Source organism: Methanobacterium formicicum (genome assembly GCF_029848115.1).
GTDB lineage: Archaea > Methanobacteriota > Methanobacteria > Methanobacteriales > Methanobacteriaceae > Methanobacterium > Methanobacterium formicicum.
In genome coordinates, this window is sequence record NZ_JARVXG010000058.1 from 1 (window position 1) to 12,222 (window position 12,222).

At 34.9% G+C, this 12,222-nt stretch carries 13 protein-coding genes and 1 pseudogene; 8 read left to right on the forward strand and 6 right to left on the reverse strand.

Annotation, left to right across the window (positions count from 1 at the left end):
• The 3 genes from QC759_RS10905 to QC759_RS10915 all read right to left on the reverse strand — a co-directional run.
• On the reverse strand, positions 1–1,358 hold a 1,358-nt coding region (locus QC759_RS10905; RefSeq protein ID WP_279845793.1), incomplete at its 3' end, for an ATP-binding protein.
• A 182-nt stretch (positions 1,359–1,540) separates the two neighbouring features.
• Positions 1,541–1,687 carry an AAA family ATPase gene (locus QC759_RS10910; RefSeq protein WP_082055719.1) on the reverse strand — a complete coding sequence of 49 codons (147 nt, stop codon included), beginning with the start codon at positions 1,685–1,687 and terminating at the stop codon, positions 1,541–1,543.
• Positions 1,684–1,878, reverse strand: a complete 195-nt coding sequence (locus tag QC759_RS10915) for a hypothetical protein (protein ID WP_048073255.1) — start codon at positions 1,876–1,878, stop codon at positions 1,684–1,686. The genes QC759_RS10910 and QC759_RS10915 overlap by 4 nt, the downstream gene beginning before the upstream one ends.
• A 116-nt stretch (positions 1,879–1,994) precedes the next feature.
• Between QC759_RS10915 and QC759_RS10920 the strand changes: the two genes are divergently transcribed.
• The 3 genes and pseudogenes from QC759_RS10920 to QC759_RS12270 form a co-directional block, all read left to right on the forward strand.
• Entirely contained in the window at positions 1,995–2,948 is a 954-nt protein-coding gene (locus tag QC759_RS10920) for a nuclease-related domain-containing protein (protein WP_048073256.1), read from the forward strand.
• Positions 2,949–3,241: 293 nt separating this feature from the next.
• Positions 3,242–3,421 carry a hypothetical protein gene (locus tag QC759_RS10925; protein WP_048073257.1) on the forward strand — a complete coding sequence of 60 codons (180 nt, stop codon included), beginning with the start codon at positions 3,242–3,244 and terminating at the stop codon, positions 3,419–3,421.
• A gap of 44 nt (positions 3,422–3,465) precedes the next feature.
• A pseudogene (locus tag QC759_RS12270) lies at positions 3,466–3,732 on the forward strand (type II toxin-antitoxin system RelE family toxin); the annotation flags it as partial.
• Positions 3,733–3,766: 34 nt separating this feature from the next.
• Here the strand turns inward: QC759_RS12270 and gdhA are convergent.
• Entirely contained in the window at positions 3,767–5,101 is a 1,335-nt protein-coding gene (gene gdhA / locus QC759_RS10930) for an NADP-specific glutamate dehydrogenase (RefSeq protein ID WP_048073258.1), read from the reverse strand.
• A 629-nt stretch (positions 5,102–5,730) separates the two neighbouring features.
• On the opposite strand from gdhA, the gene QC759_RS10935 reads away from it, so the two are divergent.
• The 4 genes from QC759_RS10935 to QC759_RS10950 all read left to right on the forward strand — a co-directional run bounded on the left by QC759_RS10935 (position 5,731) and on the right by QC759_RS10950 (position 8,534).
• The gene (locus QC759_RS10935) at positions 5,731–6,216 is read left to right on the forward strand and encodes a TspO/MBR family protein (protein ID WP_048073259.1); all 486 of its coding nucleotides are present in this window, start codon (positions 5,731–5,733) and stop codon (positions 6,214–6,216) included.
• Positions 6,217–6,538: 322 nt separating this feature from the next.
• Entirely contained in the window at positions 6,539–7,549 is a 1,011-nt protein-coding gene (locus QC759_RS10940; protein WP_048073260.1) for a Fic family protein, read from the forward strand.
• Between the two features lie 275 nt (positions 7,550–7,824).
• On the forward strand, positions 7,825–8,160 hold the full coding sequence (locus tag QC759_RS10945) for a nucleotidyltransferase domain-containing protein (protein ID WP_048073261.1): 336 nt from the start codon (positions 7,825–7,827) through the stop codon (positions 8,158–8,160).
• On the forward strand, positions 8,157–8,534 hold the full coding sequence (locus QC759_RS10950; protein ID WP_052399983.1) for a HEPN domain-containing protein: 378 nt from the start codon (positions 8,157–8,159) through the stop codon (positions 8,532–8,534). Before QC759_RS10945 ends, QC759_RS10950 begins: the two co-directional genes overlap by 4 nt.
• A 376-nt stretch (positions 8,535–8,910) precedes the next feature.
• Here the strand turns inward: QC759_RS10950 and QC759_RS10955 are convergent, their stop codons facing one another.
• Positions 8,911–9,243, reverse strand: a complete 333-nt coding sequence (locus tag QC759_RS10955) for a DUF3467 domain-containing protein (protein ID WP_052399984.1) — start codon at positions 9,241–9,243, stop codon at positions 8,911–8,913.
• Between the two features lie 12 nt (positions 9,244–9,255).
• Positions 9,256–9,660, reverse strand: a complete 405-nt coding sequence (locus QC759_RS10960) for a winged helix-turn-helix domain-containing protein (RefSeq protein WP_048073263.1) — start codon at positions 9,658–9,660, stop codon at positions 9,256–9,258.
• A gap of 681 nt (positions 9,661–10,341) precedes the next feature.
• Here QC759_RS10960 and QC759_RS10965 point away from each other — a divergent pair.
• The gene (locus QC759_RS10965) at positions 10,342–12,009 is read left to right on the forward strand and encodes a helicase C-terminal domain-containing protein (RefSeq protein WP_279845799.1); all 1,668 of its coding nucleotides are present in this window, start codon (positions 10,342–10,344) and stop codon (positions 12,007–12,009) included.
• Positions 12,010–12,222: the final 213 nt, after the last annotated feature.

Sequence of the window (12,222 nt, forward strand, 5' to 3'; positions counted from 1 at the left end):
AATTGCCGGTAAGATCTGATAAGAATATAATGAATTTGATTCCCCTTTCCCTTTTTTTCAAAAATCCCTAGATCAACGAGCCCTTTTAAATCCATCCTAGCAGTTCGATGCGAACAATTAAATAATTCCGCATATTCGATTGATGTTATAATATCATTAGATTTCAAATAATCAATAGCTTTCCACTGCCTGTTGTTAATCAGATCAGGATTTTCAAGGATCTCATTAACTCTAGAACGGGTTAAAATAACTCTAAAATCATCACCCACTTCATTAAAATCTGGTTCTGGTAACCCCTCATTTACACATGCTTCAATCATCTTGTTGGTTCCAGAACCCCATTGTTCTATATATTTTGTTAAAAAAAGTGATTGAGCAATTAATTTATTCCTGGGCTTCGAAGTATGATTTCCTTTCAATAAATCAATGGTCATTCCTTCTGGAAGTTTTCCGGGATTCCATATTTCCATGGAATTGTCAAATATTCTAATCTGGACATTTCCTGATGACCTGTAGTCCCGGTGACAGATAGCATTGATAATGGCTTCCCTAATAGCTTCAAATGGATATTCGAAATGTTCAGTTCTCTCCATTTTTTCAGTTTCAAACCAGGCAGCCCGTTTAATATTTGATAAAATGAATTTTTCTGTTTCAGCAATCTGTTCCCATATATTGCCATCAATAACTGCCATATCAATAAATGGTTGAGTGATATCATTCCCCTTAAATTTAGCACATCTAACCTGGGCTTGTGGAAAGAATTTCTGAGGGTCACGAGTAAAAAGAAGTACTGCTGCATTGGTTAATAAACCATTTTTACTCAAAGCGAGTCTTTCCAGCGCATCCTCCACAGTGACTTTAACATCAATATCAAAGTTCCTGCTTTCTCGAGCTCTAATTAGAAACTCATCAAGGGTATCTTTATCAATTTCATCAAAATTCGCTGTTGTTTTTATTTCTTCATCCCAATTTTCTCTATTTTCTTCTATAATTATCCTTTTAAGTTCATCAGGAGGAATCAGTTTATCTTCAGTTCCTACTCTAATATAGGCAATTCCATTCAAGAAATAGGGTTTATTATTGCCTTCTAGAACTTTTACTTCAATAAGTGATTTGCCATCTTCATTAATCTCTCGAATTTCGGGGGTTATTTCTGGTCGTATCCGGTTTATCTGCTGAGATATTTTTAAGAGAACTTTATCAGAAACATCAACGCCTTTAATCTCCCCACTGGAGGTAACACCAAAAAATACAGAACCGCCTCTATGATTACAAAAAGCACAGATGGACTTCAAAGCATCAGGCAGTCTATTTATGGATTTTTTAAGTTCTATATGTTCTGATTCTTCATAAAACATGGAATTACTCCTGCTATTGGAATCAAATATATTAACCTTAATTCACCTTAATGAATGATTTAATGATATTACTTTAATAGTAGATAGTTATTTTTAAAAATTTAAGCGTTTGCCTCTTTTTACTATAAGAATATCGACTTAAATTTGATGTCTTTAGTTCGGGTCCTTTCATCCTGGAGATATCACCAGTATAGATAAGTCCACTGCATCCGGGTGTCACTTTTACCCGAACCATTGGGACCAGAAATTAGGAAGTTTTTACCATTGGGTTCAATTTTTAATTCTTTTATCCCCCGGAAGTTACAGATCTCCAGTTCCTGTATCCTCATGGGGATTCACCTCGTAAAATAGAAATTAATTTTTGTTCTGTTGAAGTGTTACCAGGTAGTTTAACCTTTTTCAGCTCTGATATTAATTCAGAATCAAAATCTTCTATATTTTCCAGTTTTTGGAATGTTTCATCAAGAATCTGGTCTAATATTGAAGCAGGAGCTTTAGAAATTTCATCATTTTCTCCCAATTAAATCCCCTCGAAGATAATATGAATCTTAAATTTTATTAATAAGTTGCTCCCTAATAAAAATATTCATTTATAATATGATTATTGTCTCCTAAAAGTAATAAAGATGTGGGAAAATGTCATATTTAGTTTGTTTTGAATGCAACCAGTACTATGAAGTCGAGAGCTTAGAGGATGCAGCAGATATGGAATTAACCCACTGTGAATGTGGGAGGGAACTTGTCTACTTTGAGAATTTAGAGGATTCATACACTCAAACAGATATAGTTGATGAACCAGTTACTGATGTAGATTATCGATATGAAGAAGAAGCTCTTGAACCTGTCAGGGAGTCTATGGCAAATGGTTCAACCTACACCGAGAAAAAAGCTTCACAATATAAAACCGCACGAGAACAAGGCAATATTTTTATTTATGCAGGAATTGGTATCTTTATCATAGGATTGGGCACCGGTCTATTTTTCAACTATTTATTATTGGCTTTGGTATTTATAGGAGGCTTCCTGGCTGTCTATGGGAATTCCATAATTGAAGAGGGTAAACAAAAAGGGTATAGTTGGCAGAAGGGAATGGAAGGTGAAAACCTGGTTTCTAATTATTTAAACACCCTTCCCAAGGATTACTTTGTATTTAACGATGTGAACTTACCTGGAAAAGGAGGTAACATTGATCATGTTGTAATTGGTCCTACTGGCATATACGTCATAGAAACCAAAAACTACAGTGGACGTTATCGTATCAAGGGCAACCAATGGCTTTACTATAAAAATGGCCAATATATGGAAATTAAAAAGAATCCTGGAACTCAAGTTAGACGAAATACACTAAATCTTATTGATTTTTTAAATCAAAGAGATATTTCCACCAAAAAAACCTGGATAACATCGCTGGTTGCATTCAACTGCCCAGACTTTAAAGTCCTTCAGACACCTCAAAAATATAAGGTTTTACTTCCTAAAACTGTCCCTGAATATATCTTAAATGGAAAAAAAGAAAAATATATGAATTTATTGGGAAGAGCAGCTATGGAATTAGAACCTTATTGTGTAGAGCTTACCTTTGCTCGTTAATTTGAGTATGTTAATTTTTAGAAATAAAAAAGGTAAAAAATTAATTTATCTTCCCCTAAGCATATTCCATATTATTTTCAAGGTGATCATAAGCATATATATTTTTTATTATATCATAACTTTTAAATATAAGTTAATACTATTATGAATTGGCAATATTAATAACGTAAACTGAATGATTTTATTAGATGAATTAGACTGTATTGAATCTGTAAATTTTAATCAACAGATTTTTATATTAAATGGAATAGAAGAGTTAAATGTTTAAGTTGCTCTTTTGTGGAGATATATAAATGCATAAAGTGGTTAAAGTGGATAAAAAAAAGGAATTTTCAAGCATTACTAGTTCTAAAGAATCAGAACTATCTGAAAAATTCAAAGCAGACTTAAACAGGGTAAGGGAAGAGGTAAAAAAAGGTAAATTTAGCAGATATAAAAACTCTAAAGAACTTGCCACTGAACTTGGATTGTAAATGACTTTTTTTCTAGATGTTTCGGATGAAGCAAACATAGGCTTAGAAAACTCAAGAAAAAAGATCCGGAACTTACTAAACGTATTTTGAAGAAATTTGACTTAATTATTAAAAATCCTTATCATTATGAGGTTCTTAAAGGTGATTTGCACGATGCAAGAAAAGCCCCTGTAGGAGATAAATACAGAATTATTTTTGATATCCATGAAGATGAAAAATCGGTGATAATACTTCTTTTTGGACACCGCAAGGACATTTATACGAAAAATGAATTATTTAAAGCGTTTCAAAAAAGTAAAAAACGTAGATAAAAAATAGATTTACTCTTAACTGAATATATAGTTCTTAGACAATACCCTGAGCCATCATTGCCTTTGCAACTTTAAGGAATCCCGCAATATTAGCTCCAACTACATAGTTGCCTTCGAATCCATATTCTTTAGCCATTTTATCAATATTTCTATATATGTTAACCATGTTTCGTTTTAATCGTAAATCAACCTCATCAAATGACCAGTGCATATTTGAGCTTCTTTGTGCCATTTCCAGTACACTGGTGGTAACTCCTCCAGCATTAGCTGCTTTTCCTGGTAAGAACATTAATCCAGATTTTAAGAATAATTTAGTAGCTCCGGGAGTTGATGGCTTATTTGCTCCTTCTGCAACATACTTAACTCCATTATCTATAAGTTTTCTAGCTGATTCTTCATCTAACTCATTTTGAGTAGCACAGGGAAGAGCTATATCACATTTTATACTCCAAAGACCTTCACTTCCTTCTTTATAAATGGTATCCGGAAAATCATTTAAGTATTCATGGATACATTTTCTTTCTTCTTCTTTGATATGTTTTACAAATGGAATAGATATCCCATTTTCGTCATAAATGTAACCTTTAGAGTCAGACATGGCAATAACTGTTGCTCCAAGTTGTATGGCCTTTTCCGCTGCATATATGGCCACATTCCCTGAACCAGAAATTATTATCTTTTTACCTTCCAAAACTTCTCCCCTTGCTCTTAAAGCTTCTTCCAATATATAAATAAGTCCATAACCTGTGGCTTCTCTTCTTACCAGAGATCCACCATACTCTATTCCACTCCCGGTTAATACACAATTGTGCCTGTTTACAATTCTATTATACTGCCCAAACATATACCCTACTTCTCTTAAACCCACACCAATATCCCCCGCAGGGACATCAATATCCGGCCCTATATAATTTTTAAGTTCAGTCATGAAACTCTGGCAGAATCTCATAACCTCAGCATCGGATCTGCCTTTTGGATTGAAATCACTCCCACCCTTTGCACCGCCAATTGACATACCGGTTAGACTGTTTTTTAAAATCTGTTCTAATGCTAATAATTTAAGAACCGATAAATTAACCGTCTCATGAAAACGAAGCCCTCCCTTATAGGGGCCAAGTGCACTGTTGAACTGAACACGAAAACCTCGATTCACCTGTACTTCACCATTATCATCAACCCACGGTACCCGGAACATAACCACTCTTTCCGGTTCTAAAAATCGTTCTAAAATCTTTGCTTCCTGAAATTCAGGATGCCTTTCAAACACCACATTAAGACATCTTAAAATCTCAGTTGCAGTCTGAATGAACTCTGGTTCATATGGATTTTTTCTCTCAAGCTCTTTTAATACATCATCCACGTAGGTCATATCCTCATCTCCTAATTTTTAGATGGTAATCAATAATATTCCACTTTTAATAATATATTAAACGTTTCATAACCATAAAATCCAATTTTCAGGGTTCATTCTTAATTTTAATCTCTTTTATTTTCATTTACCTTTACTAAATTCTGATAAAATTCATCCAGAGTTGCATTTTTTATTTTTCCTTCAGGTACATAATCTAGCTACTATTTGATAATCTATAGATTATTCATCCTTATAATGGTTAACCTAATTTTAAACGTCCTTTTGAGGTTCACAGACAATACTTTTACTTTTCAATATTCTCAATATTGCATCGGTTTCATCCGCATTAAAATTGTACTCTGATAGCTCTTCAAAAACAGTGTATTTTGGACAACCTCCCTGTTTTTCCTAAGTACAGCGTATTAAGTTGTTCACATAACTCAAAATGAAAGATTGGTTAATGCAGTTACCATTCCACTTCAAAATAATGGATTACCAGTTGCACCAGTTATAATTGGTTTCCTATTGATATTAGGGGGGATTTATCTACCGAAGAGAAGCTGAATAACTCAATAAATATCAACACCACTATTTAATATTTAAAAAAACAATTAATAACTAGGGAGGTATAAGGGAGGTATAAAAAAATGGAAGGTTTTAAACTAAGCGAAATCCCGAGACTGGTTATAGCCTTAATTATTGTTTTAATTGTCGGTGGTATTGGTAGTGCAGCCACCTATCCTCAAATTCCCCTCTGGTATGTCAACGTTATTAAACCAACCTGGGCACCACCAAACTGGCTTTTTGGAGTGGTCTGGACTATTCTTTATATCCTGATGGGCACGTCCCTCTTCATGGTGTGGAGGAAAGGCCTGGAAACTAAAGAGGCTAAAATTGCCCTAGTGGTCTTTGCAGTTCAGCTGGGACTGAACCTGTTATGGTCCCTGGTATTCTTCGGACTCCATTCTATCCTGGGCGGCCTGGTAATCATAATACTGATGTGGCTAGCCATACTAGTTAACATAATTCTATTCTACCGGATTTCCAAGTGGGCTGGCCTGATTCTTTTACCCTACATTGTATGGGTGACTATAGCTACCTACCTGAACTACTCTATTTACCTTCTAAATTAACCGGATATTTCTTAACTAATTCTTTTTTTCTTCAGCACATAATCTGATATTCTTGGTAGATAAAAAGGACAGGACAATAGTGGTTGTTGATTACGACCACCAGGTAACATTGACAATAAAAATTACAGATATTCTAAATGATTTTTTTTACAAACCCCAAGCATTTTTATTACCAATCTGAAACTGACCACCAAAATTTATTGGTAGTCAAAAAGTAGTCAAATATTTATTATATAACCTACAAATAGTAGTCATAAAGTAGTCGAATTGGTTTAGATAATAAAATAGTTTAGATTAAACAAGATTTCCAGGATTTGAAAAAATGTTCAATCCATGTTTCAATTATAACCATGAATTAGTAAATAAACTGCTTGAAATTAATTCCATAAGGGATTTTATTGTCAACGCACCGGTTGTACTGGAAATGGAAGTATCACTAAAAAGAGAAGCGCTTCTCAAATCTGCACATCACTCCACTGCAATAGAAGGTAATCCCTTATCCTTAAATCAGGTGGATAAACTGGCTAAGGGAATCAAAATACAGGGACAGAAGAGGGCTACGCAGGAAGTTCTAAACTATCTAAACGTGCTTAAATATATGGATAGTTATATTGAAGACGGGAAAATTACAGAGAAGAACGTTTTAAAGCTTCATGAAAATATAACTCATTACACACTGGAATATACTTATCTTGAAGGCCAGTACAGGAGCGAACCAGTTTATGTTGTAAACCAGGAAGGTGATATTGTTTTTACTCCCCCCAATGCCAATCTGGTGCCGGGCCAAATCCAGGACCTCCTGGAATGGATCAATAACACATCTGGTGAATTAAATGCAGTTATTTCTGCAGGTATAATCCATTATGAATTTGTGAGAATACATCCCTTCGTAGATGGTAATGGAAGAACAGGCAGGGCACTTGCAGCGATTTACCTGTACCTGAGGGGATTTGATGTTGACTTTACCCTGGATGAATACTACAACAACAACCGACAGGCATACTACCATGCCCTGAACTCGGTTGATCCCCAGACTCAGGACCTAACAGATTGGCTCTTATATTTCCTGGAAGGATTCTTAACTTCGATTGACGAAATTAAGAATAGGATACTGTTATTTCCCGCAGGTGCACCAGTGAAGATAAAATTAACCGAGAAAATGTTGAAAATCTTAGAATATGTACACTTAAACGGCAGCATCACTAACTCCGAGGTTCAGAAGCTCTTAAATATCTCTCGCCAGGGAGCTTATAAAGATTTACGGAACTTAATGGATAAGGGAATTATAGAGAAGAAGGGTGGGAGCAGGTCCACTTATTACATCTTAAAGTAGTCAAATGGGTAGTCGTTTAAGTTGTCGAATGTAGTTAAAAGGAGTTAATATTACTGATTTATTTTAGTATTATGAGGGTTATTTTTTAAAATCAATAGCTATTAGAGGGAGTTTATATGGTGGTGAGATCCACATTAGATTTTATTTCAATACGTTAAACTTAATTTTTTTTAATTCGCTAGAATAGTTAGTATATTAAGATACAGAATTCAGTTAATTTAATTTATAATCAGTAACAAAAGGATTACTATAGAGTTTGGGGGTGTGATTATTTAATGGTTAATAGTCGTTCAAAAGGAGAGATTAAAGCACTTACCTCTGACCTTAAAAAGGTTTTAAAGGAACTTTATGGGGATAGGCTGGTGGAAATAATCCTTTATGGTTCATTTGCCCGGGGTGAAGCAAATGCAGATTCTGATATCGACATTGCCATAGTCCTCAAAGGCAGTGTAGATAAGTTTCAGGAATTGGACCGATTACATGAAGAGACCTATCACTTAGCACTGAAATATGGAGAACTTATCTCATTTTATCCAATATCTCAAGAGGATCTTAAAGATACAGAATGGCCCCTTCATTATTATATCCAGAAGGATGGTGTCAAAGTTTGAAGGGTAAAATTGAATTACTACTTGAAAGAGCCGATGATAACCTGGAATCTATCCAATTACTTATTGATAATGGTTATCATGACATTGCTGTTTCTAGATCTTATTATGCTATGTTTTACGCCGCAGAAGCGGTTTTACTAACGAAAAATTTAAAATTTTCATCTCATAGTGGGGTTGTTTCCCAGTTTGGTATTCATTTTATTAAAACGGGAATATTTAAACCAGAATTAGGGCGTGACTTCAATAGAGCATTTGACGATCGTTCATCTGCTGATTATGGATTCAGATCAGAAATAAATAAGGAAACTGCAAAAAAGGCTTTTTATCGTGCAGATAACTTTGTTAAACAGCTAAAAGAATACTTGAAGGCGTAAACTTTTACCCATTGCAGAGCTTAATGGATAGGTAATTATAGAGAAGAGCCGATCCACCCTTTTCCATCTTAAAGTAGTCAAATGGGTAGTTTCAGTTGTCGAATGTAGTTAAAAGGAGTAAATATTATTGTTTTTAAACCGATTCAACCAGAAATCATGAAAAGATCCATGAAATAATATCCTTGGACAATGATTTTGAAGGTAAAAATTGGTGGCGTTTCCATGCTCTCCTCATAAGAAGACTTGTTTCTTTTTCATGGGGCAACTGACACAGTTACAACGTTTTGAAATTAATGAACTTGAACATTACATTCTCTTTTTGAAATATCATCATGATAAAGTTTATAAAACAAAAATCTCCCATCAAAATAATAAATTAATCAGTTGAGTCTTTTTCATCAGGTAGTGATGGTTCTGGTATAGGTCCTATTTTCTTTTCAAATTCTTCAACATATTTCATTAACCATTTAGCTGTTTTTTTGGCGGATAAGGGAGATAATATAACTTCGGCCTGTACTTCTCGCATTACATTCAGGTCCGGGGGAAGGAGTATTTCATCCTGTTCCAGTGGCTCGTCAGAAAATAATAACAACCGGAAGTCACAGGCATTGAAACCCCCAAGGACTCCAGTTGCATATATTCGGGGAATATCCGAGGGAACAATTAGTGGAATGTCATTTTTTTCCATTACATTTTTTTTCTGTTTCATTTGATTCAACCTCTACCTGGAAAAAGAAGAATTTTCTCCAATCATTTTAAGTTCATCAGGGTTAGAATTATTAAATTCAATGAAAGAACGACGTTTATTGGTAATTTTTTCTTCATTTTTGATGTTATTCAATGTATTCTCTGTTTTTCGTAGATACTCCTCACTTTCAAGAATAGTCAGGGCCAGGGCTCTTTTATCATCTTCTTTAAGTTTGAATTTTTTAGGTTTTCCATCGGCAAAATCCAGTATTCCTATCTTATTCAATTCATTTACATGCCTATAAGCAGTTTTAGGAGATGTTTCAGCTATCCGGGCTATTTCTTCAATAGTTAAAAATTCCCCCCAATTTTCAACCATTTCCTCCAAAATACTGATCCTTTTGGTGTTTCCAAAAACCTCTCTTAACACGTTTGCCATTAATTTACCCTCCTAAAAAGCATTATATGTATTATTTTCTATGTGATCATAACCATATATAATTTTACATTTTTTACCAGTAATGGTAATAAATGACAATTTATGAAGTATTATATATTAATTTAATACTATATTTATTCATATGTATGAAGATGATGAGGTTTCCCTAATTATAAAGGAACTAGATGAATATGAAAAACGAGTTTTACGTTTATTAGGTTCTCTTAATATATCTCAACATAAAAATATACGAAAAGAAACCATTAAAAGAGACTTCCCAATAAATACGGGAAAAAGATTGACAGGACACTGGGTTTATTACGAACTAAATGTCTTACAGGCCAAATAATTATGGTCTAAGTTCCTTGGGAGTGAGGGTAGCTCAAGAACTGGTAAAAGAATTAAGGGATCAAAATTACAACGATTTAAAACTTTTATTATTGATATAAAGTTTTTAACTGTAGCAATGTAAGAAAATAAGGATATTTCTCCCAAAAAAATCTCAGAATTATCTCGAAAAATGTAATTTTATTAAATAACTTCATCCCTTAACCATAATAATAGAATCAATCACCATGGGAGTAAAATGTCACTCAAATGCCCAGAATGCAAGGAAACACTTAAAAAAGGGTTAATACTCTGCCAGATTGTGGTCGAAGGGGTGTTTTTGTTAAAGATAATGTGGACACCTACTCTGAACTATTAAAAAATTTCCCATCGGGGATGACTCCCCGCCCCCAGCAGAGAACCATTCTGAAAAAAATAGCCCAGGGATTAGACCAGGGTTACCATTACCTCCTGCTGGATGCCGGTACGGGTATAGGTAAATCTGCTATTGCCGTTACTTTAGCCAATTATTTCTCTTCAGCCTATCTGGTGACCATAACCAAACAATTACAGGACCAGTACCATAATGACTTCAAATTCCAGGTTTTAAAGGGTAGGAACAACTTTGATTGCATTGAGGGCATGGTTTTCAAGGACATCACCTGTGATAATGGACTCTGCCAGACAGCAGATTTACTGTGTGATCATGGTATCAGCCGTAAAGGAGAACTAATCTGCTTCAACGACATGTGGGGCCAACCCTGGTACTTTAACAGTGAGGATCCCTGCCATTACTGGCTGCAGAAGGGCAAATCAGTACAGTCCCCCATCACGTTAATGAACTATTCCTCCTTTTTTCCAGAAATGAATTATATGGAACACTTTGGAGAAAGGGTGCTGGCGGTTTTTGACGAGGTACATAACATGGAAAATCAGGTCATGGATCAGTTAAGCCTGGAACTTTCCAATAAAAATTTGAAAAAGGATTTTGATGAATACCTGGAAAGATTGATAGAAATCGATGAGTTACATAGTATCCCCTACATATCCAAGGAGGATTTCACGGAAGATGTTGATTTCTGGAAAGAACATATTGTTAAGTTTAATGATGCCTATAAATCCATACTTAAAATTCCAGATGTTCCCCTGAAAAAGCGTAAATCTGTCCATCGGGTCATTAATCGGTTATCTCTGGTGGAAAGTGAGCTGGAGGATCATCCCACGGAATGGGTGATTGAAGCCAACCGGAAGGTGCGGACAGTTACCTTTAAACCAGTAGAGGTGAGCCGGTTTGTTCAAAGGTACCTCCTGAGTCATACTGATTACTGTCTTTTAATGAGTGCCACCATCCTCAGTAAGGATCACTTCTGTAAATGGCACGGAATCAATCCCGAAGATGCCTTATATATCCAGGTTAAAAGCCCGTTTAAAATAGAAAATAGACCTATTTATCTTAAAACAGCAGGTAGAATGTCCAATAAATTTATTGAAGAAACCAAACCCCGATCCATTCCTGCCCTTAAAAGGATACTGGAAAAGCACCAGTCAGAAAAGGGATTGATACATACCCATAGTCATAAGTTAGCAACTTACATTAGCCAGCATCTGCAGGATCCTAGAATAATCATTTACAGCCCCGATGGTAAGTCCAGGAGGGGTCCTAAACGGGAACAGGTCATCAGAGAATTTGTGAAATCTGAAGAACCTCTGGTACTGGTAGCTCCCAGTGTGGATGAAGGTGTTGACTTTCCCGATGATCTTTGCCGTTTCCAGGTAATCTACAAGATACCATTCCCCTATCTGGGTGATAAACAGATCATGACCCGGATGAAGAGGGATGGCTATTGGTATGCCTACAAGACTGTGGCCAGTTTAGTCCAGGCTTATGGTCGGGGGATGAGAAACGAAGCTGATTACTGCAACACCTATATTCTGGACCAGGATATTTACGGTGTTCTAATGGAAAAATGGCGCAAATGTTTATATTTCATTCCCGAATATTTTGAAGAAGCTATTTTATGAAAAATACTAAAGACAGATACACTTCCAATTAACTTTAGGTTTAATTAAAGTCCATTCTCCCTATTACTCAAAAAATGTTCTATGAATTATATATTTAAAATTAAAATTAACCTGTTTATTTAAGGCTGAAAGCTATCACATACTTTTTAAATAAATTATATTAAAATCATAAATGTTTGTTTCTTTTAAGTAGATATATATATGTTACTTTAC

Bases quoted from the DNA above. Each gene is read 5' to 3' on its own strand.
- QC759_RS10910 (WP_082055719.1), bottom strand. From the start codon at position 1,687: ATGAGGATACAGGAACTGGAGATCTGTAACTTCCGGGGGATAAAAGAA.
- QC759_RS10920 (WP_048073256.1), top strand. From the start codon at position 1,995: ATGTCATATTTAGTTTGTTTTGAATGCAACCAGTACTATGAAGTCGAG.
- QC759_RS10925 (WP_048073257.1), top strand. From the start codon at position 3,242: ATGCATAAAGTGGTTAAAGTGGATAAAAAAAAGGAATTTTCAAGCATT.
- gdhA (WP_048073258.1), bottom strand. From the start codon at position 5,101: ATGACCTACGTGGATGATGTATTAAAAGAGCTTGAGAGAAAAAATCCA.
- QC759_RS10935 (WP_048073259.1), top strand. From the start codon at position 5,731: ATGGAAGGTTTTAAACTAAGCGAAATCCCGAGACTGGTTATAGCCTTA.
- QC759_RS10940 (WP_048073260.1), top strand. From the start codon at position 6,539: ATGTTCAATCCATGTTTCAATTATAACCATGAATTAGTAAATAAACTG.
- QC759_RS10945 (WP_048073261.1), top strand. From the start codon at position 7,825: ATGGTTAATAGTCGTTCAAAAGGAGAGATTAAAGCACTTACCTCTGAC.
- QC759_RS10955 (WP_052399984.1), bottom strand. From the start codon at position 9,243: ATGAAACAGAAAAAAAATGTAATGGAAAAAAATGACATTCCACTAATT.
- QC759_RS10960 (WP_048073263.1), bottom strand. From the start codon at position 9,660: ATGGCAAACGTGTTAAGAGAGGTTTTTGGAAACACCAAAAGGATCAGT.